This window comes from Treponema sp. TIM-1 (assembly GCF_046533115.1).
Lineage (GTDB): Bacteria > Spirochaetota > Spirochaetia > Treponematales > Breznakiellaceae > JAIRMO01.
In genome coordinates this window covers 1-23,417 of the sequence record NZ_JAJQRC010000045.1, presented here as the reverse complement: position 1 = coordinate 23,417, position 23,417 = coordinate 1, and the positions used below count along the sequence as shown (strand labels likewise).

The window sequence follows — 23,417 nt, the reverse complement described above, 5'->3', positions numbered from 1 at the left end:
CAGCTTCGCAACCCCTTGGCTCGGTACTCCGAATTATGCTTCTTGACCAGCTTTTCAAAAAGAGATCTCGAAACCAGGGCTAGCAATTGTCCAAAGATTGTGTTATGCTTGTTCATGTCCTAACTCCTTATGTAGTAATGTTTTAGATTAGTTTCCTATTCATACTACATTGGAGTTAGGACTTTTTCAATATCCTGTTTTGGACACTAGTGATAAGAAGTATTATAAAAATAATAAATCTTAATATGGCAGTTACTGAAGAATATGCAAAAACAAAGTCTAATTTGCGGAAGGCTGGTAATACAATTGATGATTTTGATATTTTAATAGGTTCAACAGCTATTGTTAATAATCTAATATTAGTGACAAATAATCAACAACATTTTAATAGGATAGATAATATAATCATTGAAAACTGGAAATAAAAAATAAATTGTATAAATGCCCAAACTTCGCATGACAGGTCCGTATATGCTTCGCCGCCGGGTAACGCAGGGACCAGGAGCCATAAAGGACGAAAAACAGGCTGGCTAAAAAACCACCGGCACGGCCCGGAATCCATTGAAGAAGAACAACAGCGGGATATACTTTTCTATTCGGAGGATCGTCTTCCCTGCCCTTTCTTTTTATGTTATATTTATATGGACACCGGTATTGAGTTCAGTCAGGCGGCTTTTAAGCATGGCGTCTGCTGCGGAACAAACAGGAGAAACCCATAGGCAGCATGACTGAACAGCGGACAGGTGAGGAGTATTAAGATGGAAATTGATTATACCTATTGGCAGGAGCCGGACGGATGCTATTTGGGTTATCTGAATTGTTGGCCGGAACATTGGACACAAGGCAAGAGCATATCCGAACTTGAGGAGATGCTTCTTGATCTTTATGACTTTTATCTTGAGGACGAGAAAGAAAAAGCTATCGAGAAAAAGACAGGTCATCTTGACCGTTCGATAAGAAGCCAGGTAAGGGCTATGTGATCATTCATGGAACGCAGGGCGTCATGTGAAAGATAGTTATTATATTCGACAACAGCGCAATCAACAGCCCCGCAAGCGGACGGGGTATGTTGTTCTCGTAAGGTATTTGACTCAGGGTCCATACCCTTGGTTTCGCCCCAAGGCTCCCCCGCGTGAGCGGGTTCTTGGGTATGGACCCTTCGCAACGAATCAAAATTTCTATAAGCTATAGAAACCGAGAGAGGTTCTATTTTAAATTCATCGGGACGGGGGTTTTATGATCCGCCTGCGCTTTGGTCATCAGGTAATTGACGGACACGTTATCCAGCCCCATAAGATGGGCATCCCTGCGGCTCAGGAACCCGGTGCCATTGGCGCCAAGTTCGGGATCGGTGCGGGTCAAGAGATCGTCCGGTTCCCATGCTTCCTGTTCGGTCATTTTCGCCATATTCGTCTCCTACCTATATATCCGGAGGGCTGCCCTTTTTTACCCAAAGATGGGACAGGGTATAGAGGATCAGGGCCAGGCCGGAGGGGAGTCCTAACAGTACGGTGGCGGGGAGGGCCGCGAACCCTTGCAGGCCAAAGCCGATATATTCCGCCAGGGCGAAAACCAACGCGGCGGCGGCGGTCCCCCAGACGGTACGGAACCCCAGGTAGATCACCGCCAGGGCTATCCACCCCCGTCCGGCCACGCCGCCGGGGATGTAGGCCCCTACCCGGAAGCTTAAGGAAGCCCCGGCAAGGCAGGCGAGGAAAGCCGCCGCGGCCCAGGCCCCTTCCCGGTACCATGCCGGGTGGAGCCCCCGTTCCTCCGCCGCCAGGGGGGAACGCCCCGCCGCCCGAAACCGCAGCCCCAGGGGAGTTTTCCCGATAATCAGGCCCCCCAGGATGATGAAGGCCCAGGCACTATAGGTAAACGGAAGCTGCCCCGACAGGATCTTCCCCAGCCCGGGGAGTTTATCGATCAGGGGAAGAAAAATTGGCCCGGGAATGGAAAGGTCCGGGGCCCGTAAAACCCCTTTGGTGCCGAACCAGGCCCGGGAAAGGGAATCGGTGATGCCCACCGCGGCAAGGTTCAGGGCAAGGCCGGCAATAAAGGGATTGGCCTTGGTCTTACGGACGAACCGGGCAAGCCCCCAGCCGGCAAGGGCCCCCAGCAGGGCGGTTAAAAGGGTTCCCCGCCACACCGAGCCGGTATTAACCGCGAGAATCCAGGCAAAAAAAGATCCCAGGACCATGAAGCCTTCAATAAATATTCCCAGGCTCCCGGAAAGTTCCGTGAGTAAGGCCCCCAATCCGGCCAGTAAAAGGGGGGTGGCTGAGGTGAGGAGACTATCAATCACGATGTTTCCCCCGGTATTTTTTTTGGAGTACCCAGGGCCATCGCAGCAGGGACCCCGCGAAATGAACGGTGGCCAACAATAGGACCGTCGCTTGAATAAACGCAACGGTTTCAAAGTTAAGTTCCGAGGCGAGGAGGGCCGAATCGGAACCGGCCTTGAGCCATCCATAGATCAGGGCCGCGGGAAACAGGGCCAGGGGGTTGTTCCGGGCGATAAGGGCCACGGCAATGGCGTTCCAGCCGAGGCCCCCGGGAAAGCCGAGGTGGCAGCGTCCATAGGTTCCCGCCACGGCAAAAAAGCCCGTAAGACCCGACAGGGCCCCCGAGACGATGAGCGCCGGGGTCCAGTATGATTCAGGCCGGATTCCGCCGTAACGGGCAAAGTCCGGGGCGGCGCCGGCGATTCTGAACCGGTAGCCCGGGGCGGTTTTATAGATAAAGAGGTAACCACCAATGACCAGGATAAGGGCGAAGGCAAAGGAGACGGACAGGTTTGACGGGGGGAGGAACCGGAGGAGCAGCCGGCGCGGGAGAAACGGGGGGGTGGCCAAAAGATTTCCCTGGGGATCCCGGAGGGGGCCGGAGATCAGGTAATCTCCCAGGGGAGTGAGGGCGGCGGATAATAAAAAGGAAGTGATGAGCTCGCTGGTGTGGAATCTTCTTTTTAATACCCCCGATATCGCCCCCATGATACCCCCCGTGGTCAAGGCTGCCAGGGCCGCCAGGCAGAGGAGTCCGAAGGCCGCCGCGTAACCCGGCGCCACCGGACTTTCCCCGGCGCCGCCCGATAGGAGTACCAGGGCCGCCGCCAGTCCCCCCAGGTAGATCTGCCCCTCTCCGCCCAGGTTGAAGCACCCCCCCCGGAAGGCCAGCGCTATGCCCAGAGCCGCGGTAAGGAGCAGACTGATGTAGTCCAGGGTATTGCCCAGGAACCAAGGGGATGCCCAGGGACCGATGAAAAAGGCCCTGAGGGTATGGGGGGGACGGGGGGAATTAAACACGATCAGGACTACCGTTAACAACACCGCGACCGCCAGGGTAATGAAGGGCCCCCAGATAACTCCCCGGAAGAGGGGGGAAATTCCCGGTTGTTTTGCAAAGGCGGTTCGCGCCGGTTTAACCATGGGGGGCCCCCTGGATTTCCACCTTTTCCCGGGGAGGGGTCTCCTCCGCCATGGCCCGGCCGATGCGGTTTTTTATTTCCCGGATACGTCCGGGGTCGTTCCGGTTTTTCAGGGGGTCAGAAAAGATCCGGGTGGAGAATACCCCGTTCCGGAGTACCCGGATTTCGTCGGAAAGGATAGCCAATTCTTCCGTATCCGTGGAAAAAATGAGGATCCCCTTTCCCGAGTCGGCATAGGCCCGCAGTTTCCCTATCAGAGTGGCCCGGCTGACCTGATCGAGCCCCCGGTTAGGCTCGGCCAATACAAAAAGGGATGCCCCTTCGGCGGATTCCCTGGCCAGGATGAGCCGCTGGATCATACCCCCGGAAAAAGACGCCATTCCCGCCCCGGGGGAGCGGAACAGATGGGCTTTGGACAGGACCATTCCGATCCACGTATCAAGGTAATCCCTATCCATAAACCCCAGTTTTCCCCAAAACCCCCGGGTCGAACGGCGATGGGCGTGGAGGATGATGTTGTCCCGGATGGAAAGGGACGGGGCGCTTCCGGAGATACCCGCCCCCAGGTAAGCCGCCCCGGCGTTCCGGAAGGCTCCGGGACCCTGGCCGGTAATATCCCGGCCGTTAACCGTTACGGTTCCCCCGGTGGGCCGCAAAAAACCGGCAATCGCCAGTTCCAGGGTTTCAAGACCGCTGTCCCTGACCCCGGCAATACCCAGGATCTTGCCGGGGGAGACCTCCAGATCCACCCCCCGGATAAAGGGCCGTCCCGGTAATTCCACCGATAGTTTACAAACCGATAAGGCGGTGGGGTTCGCTCCGGCAGGTATCTCCGGATTCGGCAAGAAAGGATCGCCGGGTTTCTCTTCCGTTTCTTCAAGACCGAACATGAGGTTTCCCAGGCTTTTACCGTCCAGGTCGGCCGAGGAACGGACCGCCACGGTCTTTCCCTTCCTTAAAACGGTTACCCGATCCGCCAGGCCCAAGGTTTCTTCCAGTTTATGGGAAATGAGTACGATCCCCTTCCCCTCGGCCTTAAGCTGGGTAAAAAGGGTAAACAGTCCCTGGGTTTCCCCAGGGGTGAGCACCGCCGTGGGTTCGTCAAACACCAGATACGCCGCATTGCGGAGGAGCAGCGCCAGAACCGCGGTTTTTTGCCGGAGGCTTACGGTAAGGGAGTCTGTGGGCCGGTCTATGGGGAGGTCAAAACCCCAGCGCTCGGAAAGGGAACGGATTTGGTTTCGGGCCTTTTTTCGGTTTATAAACGGGCCGGAAGCAGGTTCACTGCCCAGGATACAATCCTCCCAAACCTTAAAACCCGGTACCAAATTGGGATGTTGGCGGACCATGCCTATCCCCGCGGCCAGGGCGTCCGCCGGAACGGCAAAATGCTGCTCCTTCCCATTAATATAAATACCCCCCTTGCTGGGTTTTAGGTAACCCGCCATGATGTGCATCAGGGTGGACTTTCCCGCCCCGTTTTCCCCCAACAGGGCGTGAATTTCCCCGGGCCGGAGTTCAAAACCGGCGTTATCCAGGGCATAGACTCCATTAACAGGAAAATATTTTCCTATTCCGCGTAATTCCACCATTCCGGGTAGCCTCCCCTTAAGCCAGGGACCGGTTGGAAGGCGGCTTCCATGTCCCGGAACCTGCTCCTGGGTTCTTCATGTTCCCTCATTCCCTCAAAGGGAGATCCCTTGACCGGATCCGCCGGATTAATTCGGCCTGCTTTGCCCGGATTTCCGGGCTCACGGCGGTGATATAATGGGGATCGTCCTCAATAAAGTCGACAAAACCATCGGCAACCCCCACCACCTCGGCCTCGCCAAAGGGCAGGGTTCCCTCCAGATACCGTTTTGTTTGTTCGTAAGCCGCCTTATCCTGGTATAAAACAGAGCTCCCCACCACGGTTCCGGGGCGTATCCCGTAACCATTGGTATCAAACCATACGACCTTGGCCCCCGCTTCGGCGGCGGCCTGGACCACCCCTTCGTTGGCCCCGCCGGCGATACAGAGGATCACCGCGGTTCCTCCCCGGAACATATCCGCCGCCAGACTCGCCCCGGTCCCCGCATCGAACCAATTCCCCACTACCCGGAAGTCCGCGGTAAAGGAGGGGTCCACCGACCGGGCTCCGGCAAGGTAGCCGGGCAGGATGATATTGTTCATGGCGGGATATTCCTGCCCCGCCACCAGGCCCACCCGGTAGTGCCCCGCCCCTTCTTTGGCGGACATCGTCACCAGGGCCGCGATATGCCCCGCCATAAAGGCCTGCTCCCACTGGTTATAACGGAGGGTATAGATATTAGGGTTCCCCCAAATTTCACCGTCTAGGAGGAGGAATTTCTGCCTGGGAAATTTAGCCGATACGCTTTGCGCTATGGCGGGAAGGGAAGGATTGGAGGAAACAATGAGGTCGTAGATCCCCGAAGCGGCCAGGGCGCTTACCCGGGGTTCCCACTCGGCCTGATTAAACCCTCCCTCTATCACCTGAGCCGTTACCCCCGGTTGTTCCGCCGCCGCCCGGTTTACCCCTGCCGCCAGCATCTCGTAGATGGGACTTCCGGACATAACCCCGGGGATAAACACGACGATACTTTTTGATGTATCCGCCGCTGCCGGGGAAACGTTGTTTTTATCGGATTTTTTTTCCCCGCACCCGGTTAATACCAAAACCGCGGAAAAAAACAGAAATACCGCAAACGCCCCTTTTCTGAAAAACCCAGATACCATAGCTGCCTCCGGCATAATAAAATCCGGGATAAAAAAAAGCCCCGGATGTCCAGGGCTGATGTTCTTGGAAATGAGTTTGCGGAATGTTTTTAGTTCCGCCCACACAATTTTCTTCCATCCGGACTCTACCGTCGGCGCCGGAATTTCACCGGTTCAGTTTAGGACACTTCCGTAAAAATATCCTAAAGTCGCGGGCTATACCGCCGGTTGGGAATGACAGCGGATAATCCACCGCGCACCCGACCCTGAAAATCTACTGTAAGTATACTACCGGATCGTTAGTATGTCAAGAAACTATGGTACCATACCAGAAAATTAACGAAATATTCCTTAGCCGTCGGTTTTGAGGACCCCGGCTTTACCCCAACAAGGTGTTGATCGCCTGGGCGGCCCGGCGGCCTTCTCCCATGGCGAGGATCACCGTGGCGGCGCCCAACACGATGTCTCCCCCAGCGTACACCTTTGCCAGGGAGGTTTTTTGGGTTTCATCCACGATGATCCGGCTCCGCTTGTCCGCCGAAAGATTCGCCGTGGTTCTGGTAAGCAGGGGATTGGATTCGTTCCCCAGGGCAACGATCACCGTATCGCAGTCAAAGGTATATTCCGAACCGGCTATGACCACGGGGCTTCTCCGGCCCGAGGCATCGCTTTCGCCCAATTCGTATTTGAGGAGTTCCATTCCGGTAACCCGGCCCTGATCATCCCCCAGGAAGCGGGTAGGGTTCCGTAAAAAGTTAAAGACGATACCCTCCTCCATGGCGTGTTCCACCTCTTCGGCCCGGGCAGGCATTTCTTCCCTGGTCCGGCGGTAGATCACATGGACCTGTTCCGCCCCCAGCCGGAGGGCCATCCGGGCGGCGTCCATGGCAACGTTACCGCCGCCGATGACCACCGCAATCCGGGAATGGTACATGGGGGTAGCGGCCTGCGACGGATCATAGGCCTTCATCAGATTCGCCCGGGTGAGGTATTCATTGGCGCTGACTACCCCCACGAGATTTTCCCCGGGGCATCCGAGGAATTTGGGAAGCCCCGCTCCCACGCCGATAAAGACCGCGTCGTAACCATCCTCCTCAAGAAACTCCTTGATGGTCCGGGTCCTTCCTACGAGAAAATTGGTTTCAAGCCGGACCCCCATTTTTTTGAGGGTCTCCACCTCGGCCTGGACTATGGACTTGGGAAGCCGGAATTCGGGGATACCGTAGATCATCACTCCCCCGGGCTTGTGGAAGGCCTCGAAGATTGATACCTCGTGCCCTTCCCGGGCCGTGTCCGCCGCCACGGTGAGTCCCGCGGGACCTGAACCGATAACGGCCACCTTTTTTCCGGTCCGCGTTTTTACCGCCGGGGTGGTGACCTTGCCGTTTGCCCGCTCCCAGTCCGCCACATACCGTTCCAAACGGCCGATGGCTACGGCCTTTTCAATATTTTTAAGGCTCTTGCCCAGGGTACATTCGGCCTGGCACTGTTTTTCCTGGGGACAAACCCGTCCGCACACCGCCGGGAGCAGGTTGGTCTCCTTGATCACATCCACCGCCGCTTTAAAATCCCCCTTTTGAATTTCCGCAATGAACCGGGGAATGGGGACCTGCACGGGACAGCCCTTAATACAGGGCGCATTTTTACAACCCAAGCAGCGTTCCGCCTCCAGACGGGCCTGGTTTTCTCCGTATCCCCGGGCAACCTCGTCTACGTTTTTGTTCCGGACTTCGGGAGGCTGGGCGGGCATCTCCTGGGCGGGGATAGCCATCCGGTCCCTGGCGTTGAGGTTTTCCCCCCGGGCCTTCCGTTCCAATATCGGTGTCAAGAGGGCCTTTGCTTCATCATCAAGCCGGCTCACGGTTTTTGCTTCTTCGTTCATGTTGTTCCCCCTATTTTTGAGTTGCGGCCGCCGGCTGGGACTCCAGGCCGAGTTCTAGATGGCATTTATGATGATCCGCATCTTCCCGCTGTTTAAAAGCCCGCATCCGGAGCATCATATTCTCAAAATCAACCTGGTGGCCGTCAAATTCCGGGCCGTCCACGCAGACGAATTTGACCTCTCCCCCCACGGTTACCCGGCAACCGCCGCACATCCCGGTACCGTCGATCATAATGGTATTGAGGGAAACCATGATGGGGACCCCGAATTCGACGGTGGTTTTTTCGCAAAATTTCATCATGATCGGAGGCCCGATAGCCACCGTCAGATCCGGCTTGGGCGAAAGTCCGGCACAGTACTCCTTGAGGGGCTCCGTAACCAGGGCCTTTCTGCCGTAGGAACCGTCATCGGTAACCACCACCAACTCGTCTGCATATTGCCGCATCCGGTCCTCAAAGATCACCAGTTCCTTGGTCCGGGCGCCGATGATGACAATAACCCGGTTCCCCGCGGCTTTCATAGCCTGGACGATGGGGTAGAGGGGGGCCACCCCAATACCGCCTCCGACACAAACCACGGTCCCGAATTTTTCAATATGGGTGGGATTTCCCAGGGGCCCCAGGATGTTTTCCACCGTATCTCCGGGCTCTTTTGCCGCGAGCTTATGGGTAGAGGCTCCCACGGTTTGGAATACCATCGTAAGGGTTCCCTTTTCCGGGTCCGCATCGGCTATGGTAAGGGGGATCCGTTCACCCCAATCCGTATCGATCTGAACAATAATAAATTGCCCTGCCTTACGAGCCCGGGCGATCAGGGGGGCTTCCACCACCACCTCGTATACATCGGCGGACAACTGTTTTTTGGAGATAATTTTGTTCATGATGTTCCTCCATGGACATAATGTATATTATTTTATCGATAAGTACAAGGGCCTGGTAAAAAATTAAGCCGGTGGGGATTTTCCCAAAACTGAAATTTTGGAAAGTTCCTGCTGTTTCAGAATCACGGCCTGCCGGGTCATCGGATCCTGAGACCCCCTGGTACCGTCCCTATGAAAAGGGCTCATCGAATTGTCAGTGAGGGAAAAAAATGCGATACTTACCGGGAGGAGACTTAGGTGATCATCAACTCGGTATTAATCGCCGGCGCCGGGGCCATAGGGCTTGTGGTTGCGGAGACCATTTATAACGCGGACCCCCATTGCATTTCCATCCTGGCCCAGGGAGAGCGCCTGGAACGTTACCGTAACAAGGGGCTTACCGTGAACGGCCGGCGCCTGGAGTTCCGTTTTGGCGGCGAAAAACCGGTGGATCTCATTATCGTCGCCTCGAAATTTCACCATTTGGGTGAGATCATCAAAGATATAAGGCCCTATGTGGGAAAGGACACCCGTATACTTTCCCTGCTCAACGGTATCTCCAGCGAGGACATCATCGGCCGCGCCTATGGCCGGGATCGGCTCCCCCTGGCAATGATCATCGGTACCGACGCCTTCCACAGCGGGGAAGAGACAAGCTATCACCAAAAGGGGATCATCAATTTCGGTGACGCTGAAGGCAAAAACGGGGAACGGGAAAACAGCATCGCCGCTTTTTTTACCAGGACCGGGGTCCCCTTTGTCCTCCAGCCGGACATGAAACGTTTGCTCTGGTACAAATATATGATTAACGTGGGGGTCAACCAGACCACCGCGGCGCTCCGCCTCCCCTACGGGGCGATACAGCGCACGGGCGGTCCCGGAGAGATAGAGGAAGCCCGCCTCCTGGCTGAAAAGGCCATGAAAGAAGTGATAATCATAGCGAATGCCGAAGGCATAGACCTCAACGAGGGGGATATAGACCACTGGTATAAGACGGTGAATACCCTAAACCCCTCAGGGTATACTTCCATGGCCCAGGACGTCCTGGCAGGGCGCAAAACCGAGGTGGAAATGTTCGGCCTTGCCATGACGGAACTGGGCAAAAAGCACCGCATCCCCGTTCCGGTAAACGAGACCCTCTATCTGCAATTACGGACTATTGAACAGACCTATCCCGGCGCTTACCCGATCACTCTAGCCGGCACCAAAAAAACGCGCCCGGGTTGATGAGTCTATTCTGACCAGGCATTACGACGTCCGGTCTCACTGCGTTCGACAGGACTCGAATCTGCCACCTACGGATTCAAAATGAATGTCTACTTTAGTATACACTATCTTGGCTTGGTATAGAATAGACTATAGTATAGAAGAATGTCAATGGAAATTAATCAAAATTAAAGGAGGAAAATCAGGGAAAAAGGCAAAAATGCTACAGTTTTGTGCTACAGTCTCTCTCGTATTCCGGCGCTATTAAGAATGGGGGAATCCTCTTTTTTTATCATATCGACATATAACCATGAGGAGCAGTATACTAACTATATGGAGGCTATATATGCAGTTTACCCTAGAAGTTCCCGATGTGGCAAATATTTCCCAAACCGATGCCCAGATACTTTTTGCCATGAAGCTCTTTGAAGCCGATAAGTTATCTCTGGGAAAAGCCGCGGAAGTGGCCGGCCTCTCTTATCGAGCCTTTTATGAACTGCTTATACGATATGGGATCCCCGTAGTTACCATGACTGAGGAAGATGTGAAATGGGAAATCGCACATGCCCGTATATCCCAATAGGCTTATCATTCCGGATACGGCCTGGATGAGGCTATTTCAAAATGTCAGATTTTGAAATAGCAATCTTAAATGTAGGGTGTTGCTCAGTCTTAAATCCTTATTATATAAGGATTTAAGACTGAGCAACACCAAAGCCAGTTAAAAACTTTCCCAAGTTTTGAAACTGGCTCAGATATCAGGAGATTTAAAAAGAGGGCATAAAGCCGAAGGTTTTGATATCGATATGAGGGATGGTGTGTAGGGTTTGCCTGCAGGTGTTTTTTTGAGGAGGGGACAATCCATCCTGTTCGGTGATTTTTCCCAATAATACGCCTGATTTCGGCATGGAGTAAACCCAGCAATTCTCAGTTTAGAAAAATAATGTACCAAATTGGCAAAATATGTATAAAAAAATAGACACCAATTGGGATAAAACCGATTAAATCGTTATTTTCAAGCTTTTTCTGCATGAAAAATTTTTAAACTGAGGATTGCTGGAGTAAGCCGTATGCATATTGACAAACAATTTAGTCTTATTGATAATAATTAAAGGTTATTTTCTTGATTGGCTTGGGATTCAGACCCTACTATGAATGAACCTCCCTGCGAATAAATTTTGGCCTCGTTGAAGCCATTATATATGCTCAAGCGGAAATTTTTCTCGTTTTTGACAGGAACAGGAAGGCGCCATATTAGCGGTACAAATAATTTGAAAGGAAAATATAACGCCGGGGTGTTATAAAATATAAATTACGTATGATAAAAAAACCTTTACCCAAGACCAGTCGTGCGATGCGTGCGCTTAAAACTAAAAACAAATTACTCAAAAGCGCAGTCAAGTTGATAGATAAATACGGCTATGAGGAAGTAACTATTGAGGATATCAGCAAACAGGCGGGGGTTTCTATAGGCGCTTTCTATCATTATTACAAATCCAAAACGGACATCCTCGTAGAACTTTTCAAACAAATCGATCAATATTTTAAACAGAACGAACCGAATATCCTCTCCCATAAAAACGCGGGTGAAAGCCTGACGAAATTCTTTCAGTATTACGCCGATTTTCACGCGAGCAGGGGGCTTGACCATACGCGAAGCATCCTCCGCGTACAGTCGCCGTTTTTTAATGATCGTTCCCGGTATATGTTTACGTTGCTGACTAAGATCGTAATCGATGCCCAGGAAACCGGCATTTTTACCCGGACGTATACTACAGAAAAGATTGTGGATTATTTTCTTCTTATAATCCGCGGTTTGCTTTTTGATTGGGTCGTGGAAAGCGGTCGGTATGATTTTCTTGAACGGGTTGTTACGGACATTGAAATCGCCAAGCGGATTTTCGTCTAATGAAGATTATCAACCCTTTTATTTCGTGGTATACGCCAAAAGGCGGCCGGATGGAACCGGCCGCCTTTTGGTAAAACGGTTATGAACGTCTCACTTTTTTTTCAGTTCCGGCGGAGTCATGGTTTTATAGTACGAACCGGTTAAATGATTCGGGTTAAATGCTTCCCGAACTTTCCATTGATATGTTGCCAATGCCGGTTGATGTATTTTGCCGTAAAAAGCGTCGTGTTCTTCCTGGGTATAATTATAACCGTCGGGACGCCGGGTATCCGCGTTCCATCTGCCGAAATCCTGTCCCAGGCCTTTCGATGTCGTCCATGCCTGGGATTTGTCAATCATCTCGCGGGCGCCTTTTATGGAATCCTTTTCGTAGGCGTCAAAATGTACGAAAAATTCCCAGCCGGTCGTACCGCCGCCGCCTATGCCGGACACGCTGCCCATGTCGGAATCGCCGCCTACCGCGGCCACCGCCGTACTTTCACGTTCCCATTTTGCTTTAAGCGCCGCCGCTTCTTCCATTAAAGGCGCCGCGACAAATACATTGGGGGAAAGGCCGAAGTTTCCTTCATAGGCTCCGCAGAGCGTATAATTATAGTTCTTGCGTCCCAGGCGAAGCAGATACAGTTTGACAAAATCCTCAATATCGGGCTGCAGATAGTATTCGGACTTGTGCGCGCCTGTCTGCTCCAATATGGCGTTAAACGCCTTCTCTTTATAGTCGAGATCCCGCTCCGTAAATCCGGCAATGATAACCTGCACATCTATCTTCATCTGCTCATTCTGCTCTTTAATATAGGGATCCTCCATCAATTCGGTAAGATCGCAGAACTGTTTCTCCGGATGTGTCAGAATTTCAACCATGGCCGTTTTGATGTTCCTGCCGAACATATTGAATTGCCGGTGCGCCAGGTAACAGATGTCCGCTTCGTAGAACAGGCGGAATCCTTCCGCATAGGCGTCCCAGTCCGGGAAGCAGACCGTATAGGCGCGGATGTTATCCAGATGATCTGCGAAATATGCCGGGGCGGTCCCCCTGACGGGGATCCATTTCGGGCCCGGCCAGGGATGCAGGCGCACCGCTATTTTCGTACATACGCCCATGGTTCCCGCCGTACCCGTCCATCCGCGGAAAATCGCCCGTACGCTGGGACCGGGACCTTCGCCGCAGAACCAGGAGTCGTCGGCTCCCAGCGTACCCGTCCTGATGATCTCCCCGTCCGGAAGTACCCACTCGGCTCCCAGCAAATTTTCGCTGGCTATACCCATAAAGATGGAACTCGGACCAAAACCAACCCATCCCGCGGTCCCCGCCAAAGTCGAACTGGAGCAGCCGACACCCGCGATGTTCAGGTTAAGCCCCTGCTTCATCGCCTCAACCTGGACGGTTCCTCCGACGGCAAAGGGTTCGACCACAGCCATCATGTTTCTCGCGTCAATTTCAACCTTATCCATACGGATCATATCCAGTTGAATGGCGTTATCGCTGCCGATAAATCCCATCGCCGCCCAGAATGTTGAAGACGCCTTGAAATCAATTTTGTATTTATTGCAGAGTTTAACGATCTGCCGCACCTCTTCGGTACTTCCCGGAAGAACAACGGCCTGCGGTTTCGGGGTTCTGTGATCATACGGTCCATAGTGGGCGGAAGACTGCGCCGTGATGCACCGGTAATTTTCCGTAACGGCGGGATCTTCGGAGACATTTTTCACGCCGACAATATCTTCAAGAGCGCGGTATACTTCTCTTTCCAAAGCCATTTTTCTTCCTCCCCTATGACAGTGACTGAGCAACAAGATCCATGATGTCAACTACATCAATCGTCCCGCCGGTACAGGCAGTCTTTAAATTGATTTCACACCAGGGACATCCGGTTACAATCGTCCGGGCCCCTGTCGACAACGCTTCCGTAACGCGCTCTCCGGCAACGGAGAGCGCGTAGGTTTCGTTGAATAAGCCGCAGCCGCCTCCGGCGCCGCAGCACCAGCTGTTTTCCCGGATTCGTTCCATCTCGACCAGGCGCAGCCCCGGAATGCCATTCAGGATTTCCCGCGGCGCGTCATAAACGCCGTCCGTACCCGCGTAGCGGGGCCGCCGGGGCTCCCATGTATGGATTTGATTGAGGACCTTTTTTTCAGTCCCCTCCCAGGCTTCAAAAGGCTCGCCGAGGCGGCCGAGATGGCAGGGATCGTGGTATGTAACGGTTAAATTCAGATCTTTCCTGAATTTCAGCTTTCCTTTTTTTATCAGATCGCAAATCAACTCGGATGTGTGGACAACCTCAACATTATAACCCAACGCGGGGTATTGGCGTTTGATGGCATGATAACAATCGGCGCAGGGGGTCACGAGTTTTATTCCGGGAATCTTCGCCCATATCTTTGCGTTATACCCGGCCTCCTGCTCAAAGGCTTCCCGAAAACCCATTTGCTTTGCCCTGCCGCCGCAGCACATATCGCCATTGCCGAAAAAGCCGAGATCAACGCCCGCGTCCAGGAGAATCTTCACCTGTGACCGCGCCTTGCATTGCAAAACCGGGTTATACGCGTACTGGCATCCCGGAAAGAACGCGTAGGCCGCCGTTTCACCCGCGGAAAGGTCTTTCAGCTTACATTCCGACGCCCACGCCGTCCGGTCCTCTTTTTTCACTCCAGGCAGCATGGTTTTTTGGCTCGACAATTGACGGGCGGCGGCTTCCAGTGCCGGCGGCGCAAGGCCTTTTTCTACCGCCCTTTCTTTCAGCGCAATATTATGCGCCAAGGGCTCAAGGTTGAACCGCGTTATCTTACAGCCGATGTCACAAGCCCCGCAGGCCTGACAGTTGAAGACAGCGTCAAGAGCCTGGCCGTTCCAATCCACATAACCGTCCTGCAAAGTCTGGCCCAGCTGAAAACGTCCCCGGGCGGAGTACGTATTGAAATTGTAATACCAGATGCTTGGACAGTTACGGGAAAACCGATGACTCTTGATTTTCTCGAAGGGAACAAATTTACAGCCCAGACAATTGGAACAGCGTTCCTGCATTGGCCTGAAATCCTCAAGCGTGACTTCATAACCTTTTAGCGGCATTTCATATCCTCCTTTCCGTCAAACAGCCAATTTTCCGGGATTCATAATATGGTTCGGATCAAAGATCCCCTGTAGTTTTTTTAACGCCGACAATGTCCGGGCGTCCTTGTTGAGCTGTATTTTTGCCCATTGCCCGTAAGGCCGGGAGAAATACCCGCCCAATTCGGAAACAGAAAAGCTGACCGCTTTTACCATTTCTTGTATCCGGGCCGTCTGCCCGGGACCGGCAGGATCGTAGGGAAACGTAAACTCCATATGATAACTGCTGCCAAGGTGCCTGGGTTGGATGTATACGCCGATATCCTCTACCGGATACCTGTAACGCAGGGCAATCTCCCGGACCGCCCCGAGGAAACAGGACGCCTTGTCCAACTGCGTGAGAAAAAACACGTTCTGATGGGAGCCGGCGTAAATGTCTTTCCAGTATACACCCGCACAGGTACCGGTAACTTCTTTATACAGCGAGTTGCCGCTGAGATTGGCGATGCCTTCCCGCAGATCCAGGCCGAAACTTTGAGCGATATCCATAAGATCCTCCGACCGGGCTTTGAAACGAAGTTCCGGGACAAGCTCCCTGCCGGCGGCTCCAACCGCGACAATCCACGGAGGAAAAGATTCTTTCAGTTTTGATATCTCATCCGGGGTTTGTCCGACAATGTTGGCAAGCTGGCTGCCGTTGAGGATAAATAGTTCATCCGGGAAACGCGTCCACACCGCCTGGCGGACAAAATCCGTCAATTGTCCAAGATCCCGCGCTTCGGCCAGGTACAGTTGATGGATAAGGGGTTTTACGGCGGTTTTAAGGGATGCCCACGTGACAATACCCATACTGCCCTGAGCCTGGGTCAGCAGCCGGTAATAATCAAGCATCCACGGCCCCATATACTGAACCTGCCACATTTGTTTTTCCCATTGGGTTTTCAGATCCATGGGACCCCCCGCGGCTTCACCTGTGTACATTCTGGTGCCGTCTCCCCAGGTAACCTCGACGCAACGCAGGGGATCAAAGAACGACCATTGGATCATGGGATTGAGCCTTGGTACAGCCTCAAGCACATCCGTCAGGACCGACTGCCCCGCCTTCGGTTTTAAGCTCCCGGCGATGACCATATTGTACTTTGCCAATTCTCCGTTAAGCGCGTCGTAGGTGACCCCCGGTTCGACAACCACCATCCTCTGCTGGCGGTTGACGTTAAGAATTGTATTCATTCCCGAAAGATCAACGACGATGCTTTCGGGAACACCGGGTACGCTGTCCCCCCGAAGCTTTACGCCCGTGGAACTCACGGGAATCAGCGGCGTTGTCGTTTTATTCGCCCATTTAACGAGGGCCTCAACCTGTCCCGCGTTCTCCGGCTTAACAATAAACCGGGGTTCAAAAAGCAAATCAAAACTGTGAGCTTCCTTATATGACGCAAGCACTCTGGGATCGTCGATCACACCGGCCTGCCCGCAAATAGCCTGGAGACTGTTTTTCATGGATATAAACCGCTCCCTTAAAACTATACTTGAATTTCAGGCAGGAAGGAGCGTCCCCAACAGGACACAACTCCTCCTGCCTCTTACGACCGTTATGCCTCGGCCGGCTTCCGCGCGTTTTGCGCGACACCCCAAATAAGGGTGATAACACCCATAACCGCAAAGAGGATCGCCCCGAAAATAAAGACGTTCCGGGTAATATCCTCGCCGAACAGACCGGCCACTGCCGTGGAAATATACGGACAGATATATGATCCGATGTTCTGTCCGCAGGTGGTCAGCGCGATTGCCAGGGGTATGGCAATGGGGCTTACGGACATGGCCGTAGCCGTCATCACACTGGCCATTACGATGGAAACACAGGCGCCGTACAGGAAACTGCCGATAATCATCACCGGTACCGTCGCCGAAAAACCGACGATGAGGTACGCCGCTACGCCGACGAACAAGCCTATGCCCAGCGTGGCGTTTTTGGCGGCGCTGTTGAGCTTGCCGTACAAAAGGCCCATTAAAAATCCGCCGATGGCGAAGATCATGGTTCCCCAGCCGGAGACAGCGGCGGCGGCGCCGGGATCATCGGTAATGATGTGGGTTCCTATATACAACGACAGGAACTGCGCCAGAACCATCCCGGCAAAGAAGAAGATCGTCAGCGTGACGGCCCAGCCCGCCGCGGCGCCGGTCAATTTGACTTTTTCCGCCGGGGCGTTCCCGCCCTTCTGGTTCCGTAAGGGTTTATCCATGGGGAGACAGAGCAGTACGACAATCAGCGAAACGATGGCAAGCAGGTGTACATAGAACGCGCCGCTCCATCCTCCAAACCGCGCGAGATAACCGCTGGCAAACATCATAACCGCGGCGCCGATCATCTGCGCCGAAGTTTGAAGCCCCATCACCTTCTGCCGTTCCGCGCCTTCAAAATGCATGCCCACCAGGGCGGAAGACAGGGTTTGCGACAAACCGACACCGACGCCGAAAATCACCCGCATGATGAGGATCGTCGAAAAATCGGTCATAAATACCGGAAGAATGCCGCCGACAATGAAACACAATATCCCGATAACGACAAGAACCTTAATCGGAATATACTCCTGCAGCTTACCCGCCACAATGGTCACAATGATAATCGGGATTGAAGGAAGCGCAATAAGGGCATTGATATCTTTGCCCGGAAAATTCTGGGCGATAACACCCATGCCGCCGGCGATGGCGATGACACCCATCATCAAGATCGAAAAACTGTAAATCGACAACGCAATTTTTTTATTATCCTGTCCCATTGGAAACCTCCTGTTGGTTCAACACACTACTGTGTTATTTTGATGGGCTTTCAGCCCGTGGTTAAAGACACCCGGAAAACCGCTTCCGGGCGTCCTGGTTAGAACGGATATTTCTGTTTTTCGATATCCATCGTTAACCAGCGCACATCGGTAAATTCCTCCCACGAATAGCGGCCGCCCTCTCTGCCCATGCCGCTTTCTTTCAGGCCGCCGAAGGGAACTACCGAATCCGCGTCGACCGTACCGCTGTTCACATGGACCATGCCCGCTTCCATGCCGTTGGCAAGGTACATCGCCTTTTCGTAATTGGAAGTGATAATGCCGGAAGACAGACCGTACAGCGTATCGTTGGCTACGGCCAGGGCTTCCTTTTCGTCCTTTACGGGGATGACAGAGGCGACCGGCCCAAAGGTTTCCTCATAGTAGATCCGCATATCGGGCTTTATATCTTTCAGCACTGTGGGTTTATACACCCGGCCCTCGTAGCTACCCCCTGTCAGGAGTTTCGCGCCCTTTTTCACGGCGTCGCTCACATGCTCCTGGATGACCTTTATCTGGTTATCGTTGATGACCGGCCCGATAAATGTCCCCTGATTGGCGGGATCACCTGTCGGAAGGTGCGAGGTAAATTCCGCAAGGCCTGCGGCGAATTCCTCGGCAATCTTCTCTTCCACTATGATCCGATCCGCCGACATACAGATTTCCCCCTGATGAAGGAAGGCGCTCATAATCGTGGTTTTGATGGCATATTCCATATCGGCGTCGGCAAGGATGATCAGCGGGTTCTTGCCGCCGAGTTCAAGGTAGTACTGCTTGAAATGCCTGGCGGCCGTTTCGGCTACATGGCGGCCGGTAACCGTAGAGCCGGTAACCGCGACATAGGAACAGCGCTTGTCGGCTATCAGCAGATCGCCCAGGGCGCCGCCCGGACCCGTGATAACGTTCATCGCGCCGGCCGGGAACCCCGCCTCATGGAACAATTCCGCCGCCTTGATCCCGATAGCCGGGGTCTCGCTGGACGGCTTGTGTACGACGGTATTACCCGTGGCCAAACCGTAGGCAATTTTGTACATGGACAGTATCAGCGGGAAATTCCAGGGGGAAATGGTTACGATTGTGCCCCGTGGTTTGCGGACGCTCATGTTAAAACGCCCCAGATTCGTATGGAAGGTCTCTCCCATGACCAGTTTGGCATCCCCCGCCGCCGTGTATAGTAGATCCACCGTGGCGTCAATCTCAAACATCGCCTTGCCGAAGGCGCTCCCGCCTTCGTGGGTCAGTATGTCGGCAAATTCGGAACGCTTCGCTTCCAGAAGCCGCGCCGCCTCCATCAGCTTTCTACCGCGGACTGCTGGCGGTGTTGCGGCCCATTCTTCCCTTGCCTTATACGCGGCCGCCATTACACGTTCTACGTCTTCGGGACCTGCTTTAGGTATTTTCGCGTACAATTCTCCCGAATACGGATCAAAATCATCAAATGTTTCTCCGCTTGACGCTCCTGTCCATTGTCCGGCGATATACATTTGCCACTCTTTCATAACTGCCTCCTCGCTTAATATGGTGCCAGTAATTCCAGAAATACCAATATAAACGCGCCATACCGCTCGTTTAATCTGGATATTAAAGAATGATCACCCCGTTCTGGATAATTGTCAACACTTTTTTTTAAATTTTTTTACCCCCCAAAAAATAGACAGGTTTTTATTATTTTATTTTTATGCATAAAATACCATAATTTTGTATAAATATTTGTTTTATAGCATAAAAATAGTTAATTTTTTACATAAATATACTATTTTCTTAAATATGATACCTTTGAGAAAAATATATTCGGTATTTTATTAGGTAACGCATTCGGTTTTATTGACAAAAAACACTTTTTTTCTTGACGCCGTAATATACGGTGGTATACTGAATCAATTAGGTGAATCGGTTTTGTCAATTTGATTCATCATTTTTTGCCAAGGAGGCATTCCTATGAAAATCACTGCTGCTGTCACAAGGAGTAAGGGAGAACTGTCCATTGAACAAGTCGACCTTGCGCCGCCCAAACAATCAGAGGTATTGGTAAAGATCCTGGCTGCCGGTGTATGTCATACCGACGCGGCGGGGATTCAGGGATTTATCCCCTGGATCACGTACCCCCAGGTTTTCGGCCACGAAGGGGTTGGTATCGTAGAGGAAGCTGGTGATGCCGTAGACACGTTAAAACCCGGGGACCGGGTTGCATTGACTTTCCCCTCCTGCGGCCATTGCGGTTTCTGCCTTGACGGGGCGCCTTACGCATGTGATCATCTGAATGAACTTTTCTTCAGTGGCGCCTACAAGGACGGAACGCGGCGGATCAGCCTGAACGGCGAGGCCGTCGGTTCCTTCTTTGCCCAGGGTTCGTTTGCGGCATATGCCATCGTCGACGCCCGCAATGCCGTTAAAGTTACAGGAGTTCCCGACGACAGACTGAAGTATCTGTGTTCCATGGGCTGCGGCGTTCAGACGGGCACCGGGATGGTTTTCAACCGCTGTAAACCGGAGCCCGGAACTTCTTTGGTCGTCTTCGGCTGCGGCGGCGTTGGAATGAGCGCTGTCATGGCAGCAGCAATTTCGGGGTGTACGGAAATAATCGCCGTCGATATTGTTCCCTCACGCCTTAAACTGGCACTGGAAGTGGGGGCGACAACAACCATCAATGCGGCGGAGACGAAAGATGTCGTCGCCAAAATTCAGGAAATCACGAATGGCGGCGCCCATTATGCCGTAGAATCATCCGGTATACCCGGCTGTTCTCTCCAGGCTCTCCTGTGTTTACGCCGCCTTGGAACGGCCGTCGTCTGCAGCGTTACGGGGCCGGCGGAGATCAGTATCCCCATCGAAATGGGCCTTATGAATCCCAGCAAAAAATTCGTGGGGCTGACGGAAGGCGGATCAAACCCGCAGGTATTTATTCCGAAACTCGTTGAATATTTCAAAGCAGGCCGGCTGCCAATCGACAAACTTGTAAAATTCTACGATTTTAAAGATATCAACCGGGCTTTTGAAGATTCACATTCAGGCGTCGCAATTAAGCCAATTTTACTGTTTGATTAAGAGCTTAATTCGTATAAGCTCACTACATAATGCCGGTAGATTATCGGTTCAAATTCATGGAGGATCGTCATGGCTATTGAAAAGCTGAAACCCTTTATTAACGGAAAGTTTGTGGAAAGTTCAAGCGGGAAGTATATGGAGATTTACGATCCATCAGTCGGAGAAGTAATCGCCGAGACTCCCTGTTGTACCGCGGCAGAAGTGGAAAGCGCTATCGCGGCTGCCAGGACCGCTTTTCCCGAATGGAGCAATACACCCTGCCCAAAGCGGGTAGAAGTGTTATACAAATTCCGGGATCTCCTGGTACAAAACATGGATGAACTTACCTATATGCTCTGCCGGGAAAACGGAAAGAACTGGGAAGAATCCAAAGGAGATATTCTTAAAGTAAAAGAACCTGTGGAAGTAGCCTGCGGGGTCCCCTCCCTGATAATGGGAGAATCCTTAATGAATATCACCAAGGGTTTTGATTCCACCCTCTACCGGGAACCTATCGGTGTTTTTGCGGGGATTGCCCCTTTCAATTTTCCGGCCATGATCCCCATGGGCTGGATGATGCCCATGTGTATTGCCACCGGAAACACTCTGGTACTCAAAGCCGCTTCCATGACACCCATGACTTCTCTGCGGCTGGCGGCCCTGCTTCGGGAAGCGGGGCTCCCCGACGGTGTGGTCAATATCCTTACCTGTTCCCGAAACGAGGCGGAACTGTTCCTCACCCATCCTGATGTTAAAGGAATTACCTTTGTGGGTTCCACCTCTGTAGGCCGCCATGTATACGCTACGGCCGCGGCTAACGGCAAACGGGTGCAGTGCCTCTGCGAGGCGAAAAACCATGCCCTAGTGCTGGCGGATGCTCCCATTGCCCGAACCGCCGCGGGAATCATCAACTCCGCTTTCGGCTGTGCCGGTGAACGCTGTATGGCCCTTCCCGCTGTCGCGGTTGAAGAAAGCGTCGCGGATCAGCTTGTTGAAGAATTGGTCAAGCAGGTAAAGACCAAAAAGGTCGGTCCCGCCTATGACAAGACCACCGATCTGGGGCCTGTTGTCACCGGGGATCATAAAAAGTTTGTGCTGGGCTGGATTGAAAAGGGAATTCAGGAAGGGGCTAGGTTGATTCTGGACGGCCGAGACATATCGGTTCCGGGTTATGAGAAGGGTTTTTATATTGGGCATACGATCTTCGATCATGTTACGCCGGAGATGACCGTGGGCCAGAGTGAGATTTTCGGCCCCGTACTCTGCATAAAACGGGTAAAGAATTTTGAGGACGGAATAACCCTGATGAACAACAATCCCTTTGCCAACGGTTCGGTGATATTTACCCAAAACGGCTACTATGCCAGGGAGTTTGCCAAGAGGACCCATGGAGGTATGGTAGGAGTAAATGTGGGTATCCCCGTACCCGCCGGTATGTTCCCCTTTGCCGGACACAAGCTTTCCTTCTTTGGAGATCTTCACTGTCTGGGCAAGGACGGACTGCGTTTCTATACCGAAAGCAAAGTGGTTACAACTCACTGGTTTACCGAGGAAGAAACCCGGAAGACCAAAGTTTCTACATGGGACGGCGCTTTATAAGCTCCGTTTTCAATGAGTCTCTATGGAGGGAGTCTCTATGGAGGTCCATAGTTAGTTTTGGCTAAATCGAATAGGAGGGCTACCCATTAACTGAGTAGCCCTCTTCTCACACCACCGGGTGTACGGATCCTACATGGTGGTTCAATGGGCGGGAATAGGCATCCGTAATCTCAGGAACATGCCTATCCTCTCGTGGAGCTTCTCAAATTGTTCCAGCCTATCGGGGAATCCAATCGATTCAAGATACTGGGTGGAGAGAGTGTGTTTGAGTATTGGGCTATCCGCCAATAGCCCTTCCGGGTATTCGCCCACTACCATGCCTGCTCTGGGAATTTCCTAATTTCAATCGGTAAACCCCCGGCTTTGCCGGGGGACTCAAAAGTTTGACATTTCAGGGAATATAAAATAACCTCCTGCCAAAGTGAACCGCTCAAAGTTCAACAGACAGGAGTAAAAATGAACGATAAAAAGAATTTAAACCATAGTATGTGGGAATGTAAGTACCTTTTGGTATGAATACCAAAAGGTCGACAGAAGAGACTGTAGGGAGGGGTGGCAAAATATTTGGGATGCATATTTCGGGAACTGGCAAGGGAACGAGAGAGCAAAATCTTGGAAGGGTATCTGTGCCCGGACCATGTACATATGCTGATAGAGATACCGCCGAAATACTCTGTCGCCCAAGTGGTGGGATATATCAAGGGAAAAAGTGCGATAGCGATAGCACGAAAATTTGTTGGGAGGAGAAAGAATTTCAGCGGGATGAATTTCTGGGCGAGGGGATATTATGTGTCAACGGTGGGACGTGATGAGGCAACGATACGAAAGTATATCCAGGAGCACTGCTGTCCGGTTTAATCATAACAGACCCTCCAGAAAGGGTTGGGGCGAAGCTATTTTTGGCGGAGGTGGTTTGCTAGTGCACAATTCC

The 23,417-nt window shown here is 52.7% G+C and carries 20 protein-coding genes, 1 pseudogene and 1 riboswitch; of the genes and pseudogenes, 8 read left to right on the top strand and 13 right to left on the bottom strand.

Translation table 11 applies throughout. The features are described 5' to 3' along the window. A partial coding sequence (locus tag LQZ21_RS12855) for a DUF4372 domain-containing protein (protein ID WP_411044921.1) occupies positions 1-116 on the bottom strand: 116 nt, incomplete at its 3' end. 93 nt (positions 117-209) lie between these two features. On the opposite strand from LQZ21_RS12855, the gene LQZ21_RS12850 reads away from it, so the two are divergent. Both LQZ21_RS12850 and LQZ21_RS12845 read left to right on the top strand, forming a co-directional pair. Further along, a complete protein-coding gene (locus tag LQZ21_RS12850) occupies positions 210-425 on the top strand; it encodes a PIN domain-containing protein (protein ID WP_411044920.1) in 216 nt (71 codons plus the stop codon). 333 nt (positions 426-758) lie between these two features. Next, positions 759-980: a type II toxin-antitoxin system HicB family antitoxin gene (locus tag LQZ21_RS12845; protein WP_411044919.1), complete on the top strand. Its 222-nt coding sequence runs from the start codon at positions 759-761 to the stop codon at positions 978-980. 226 nt (positions 981-1,206) lie between these two features. Here LQZ21_RS12845 and LQZ21_RS12840 read toward each other — a convergent pair whose 3' ends face one another. The 7 genes from LQZ21_RS12840 to LQZ21_RS12810 all read right to left on the bottom strand — a co-directional run bounded on the left by LQZ21_RS12840 (position 1,207) and on the right by LQZ21_RS12810 (position 8,904). Beyond that, entirely contained in the window at positions 1,207-1,407 is a 201-nt protein-coding gene (locus tag LQZ21_RS12840; RefSeq protein ID WP_411044918.1) for a hypothetical protein, read from the bottom strand. 13 nt (positions 1,408-1,420) lie between these two features. Then, the gene (locus tag LQZ21_RS12835; protein WP_411044917.1) at positions 1,421-2,305 is read right to left on the bottom strand and encodes an ABC transporter permease subunit; all 885 of its coding nucleotides are present in this window, start codon (positions 2,303-2,305) and stop codon (positions 1,421-1,423) included. Continuing rightward, positions 2,298-3,428: an ABC transporter permease gene (locus tag LQZ21_RS12830; RefSeq protein ID WP_411044916.1), complete on the bottom strand. Its 1,131-nt coding sequence runs from the start codon at positions 3,426-3,428 to the stop codon at positions 2,298-2,300. The genes LQZ21_RS12835 and LQZ21_RS12830 overlap by 8 nt, the downstream gene beginning before the upstream one ends. Next, positions 3,421-5,019, bottom strand: a complete 1,599-nt coding sequence (locus tag LQZ21_RS12825) for an ABC transporter ATP-binding protein (RefSeq protein WP_411044915.1) — start codon at positions 5,017-5,019, stop codon at positions 3,421-3,423. The genes LQZ21_RS12830 and LQZ21_RS12825 overlap by 8 nt, the downstream gene beginning before the upstream one ends. A gap of 85 nt (positions 5,020-5,104) precedes the next feature. Then, positions 5,105-6,163, bottom strand: coding sequence for a BMP family ABC transporter substrate-binding protein (locus LQZ21_RS12820; protein ID WP_411044914.1), 1,059 nt, complete (start codon positions 6,161-6,163; stop codon positions 5,105-5,107). Positions 6,164-6,265: 102 nt separating this feature from the next. Beyond that, positions 6,266-6,420, bottom strand: a riboswitch (FMN riboswitch). 101 nt (positions 6,421-6,521) lie between these two features. Further along, positions 6,522-8,024 (bottom strand): NADPH-dependent glutamate synthase, encoded by a 1,503-nt coding sequence (gene gltA, locus LQZ21_RS12815; RefSeq protein ID WP_411044913.1) that lies wholly within the window; start codon positions 8,022-8,024, stop codon positions 6,522-6,524. A 10-nt stretch (positions 8,025-8,034) separates the two neighbouring features. Further along, positions 8,035-8,904: a sulfide/dihydroorotate dehydrogenase-like FAD/NAD-binding protein gene (locus tag LQZ21_RS12810; RefSeq protein WP_411044912.1), complete on the bottom strand. Its 870-nt coding sequence runs from the start codon at positions 8,902-8,904 to the stop codon at positions 8,035-8,037. Positions 8,905-9,141: 237 nt separating this feature from the next. Between LQZ21_RS12810 and LQZ21_RS12805 the strand changes: the two genes are divergently transcribed. The 3 genes from LQZ21_RS12805 to LQZ21_RS12795 all read left to right on the top strand — a co-directional run bounded on the left by LQZ21_RS12805 (position 9,142) and on the right by LQZ21_RS12795 (position 11,998). Then, entirely contained in the window at positions 9,142-10,110 is a 969-nt protein-coding gene (locus LQZ21_RS12805; RefSeq protein WP_411044911.1) for a ketopantoate reductase family protein, read from the top strand. A 325-nt stretch (positions 10,111-10,435) separates the two neighbouring features. Next, complete coding sequence (locus LQZ21_RS12800; RefSeq protein ID WP_411044910.1) at positions 10,436-10,672, top strand: UPF0175 family protein; 237 nt, start codon at positions 10,436-10,438, stop codon at positions 10,670-10,672. 735 nt (positions 10,673-11,407) lie between these two features. Further along, complete coding sequence (locus LQZ21_RS12795; protein ID WP_411044909.1) at positions 11,408-11,998, top strand: TetR/AcrR family transcriptional regulator; 591 nt, start codon at positions 11,408-11,410, stop codon at positions 11,996-11,998. A gap of 90 nt (positions 11,999-12,088) precedes the next feature. On the opposite strand, the gene LQZ21_RS12790 is transcribed toward LQZ21_RS12795, so the two are convergent. The 5 genes from LQZ21_RS12790 to LQZ21_RS12770 form a co-directional block, all read right to left on the bottom strand. Further along, on the bottom strand, positions 12,089-13,756 hold the full coding sequence (locus LQZ21_RS12790; protein WP_411044908.1) for an FAD-binding oxidoreductase: 1,668 nt from the start codon (positions 13,754-13,756) through the stop codon (positions 12,089-12,091). A gap of 13 nt (positions 13,757-13,769) precedes the next feature. Then, positions 13,770-15,065 carry a (Fe-S)-binding protein gene (locus tag LQZ21_RS12785; protein WP_411044907.1) on the bottom strand — a complete coding sequence of 432 codons (1,296 nt, stop codon included), beginning with the start codon at positions 15,063-15,065 and terminating at the stop codon, positions 13,770-13,772. Positions 15,066-15,083: 18 nt separating this feature from the next. Beyond that, the gene (locus LQZ21_RS12780) at positions 15,084-16,544 is read right to left on the bottom strand and encodes an FAD-binding oxidoreductase (protein WP_411044906.1); all 1,461 of its coding nucleotides are present in this window, start codon (positions 16,542-16,544) and stop codon (positions 15,084-15,086) included. 92 nt (positions 16,545-16,636) lie between these two features. Then, positions 16,637-17,824: an MFS transporter gene (locus tag LQZ21_RS12775; protein WP_411044905.1), complete on the bottom strand. Its 1,188-nt coding sequence runs from the start codon at positions 17,822-17,824 to the stop codon at positions 16,637-16,639. Positions 17,825-17,922: 98 nt separating this feature from the next. Beyond that, positions 17,923-19,362, bottom strand: coding sequence for an aldehyde dehydrogenase family protein (locus tag LQZ21_RS12770; RefSeq protein ID WP_411044904.1), 1,440 nt, complete (start codon positions 19,360-19,362; stop codon positions 17,923-17,925). 439 nt (positions 19,363-19,801) lie between these two features. Between LQZ21_RS12770 and LQZ21_RS12765 the strand changes: the two genes are divergently transcribed. The 3 genes and pseudogenes from LQZ21_RS12765 (at position 19,802) to tnpA (ending at position 23,344) form a co-directional block, all read left to right on the top strand. Next, positions 19,802-20,908 carry an NAD(P)-dependent alcohol dehydrogenase gene (locus LQZ21_RS12765; RefSeq protein ID WP_411044903.1) on the top strand — a complete coding sequence of 369 codons (1,107 nt, stop codon included), beginning with the start codon at positions 19,802-19,804 and terminating at the stop codon, positions 20,906-20,908. Positions 20,909-20,977: 69 nt separating this feature from the next. After that, the gene (locus LQZ21_RS12760) at positions 20,978-22,486 is read left to right on the top strand and encodes a CoA-acylating methylmalonate-semialdehyde dehydrogenase (protein WP_411044902.1); all 1,509 of its coding nucleotides are present in this window, start codon (positions 20,978-20,980) and stop codon (positions 22,484-22,486) included. Positions 22,487-23,002: 516 nt separating this feature from the next. Further along, positions 23,003-23,344: pseudogene (gene tnpA / locus LQZ21_RS12755) on the top strand (IS200/IS605 family transposase). The last annotated feature ends 73 nt before the right edge of the window (positions 23,345-23,417 follow it).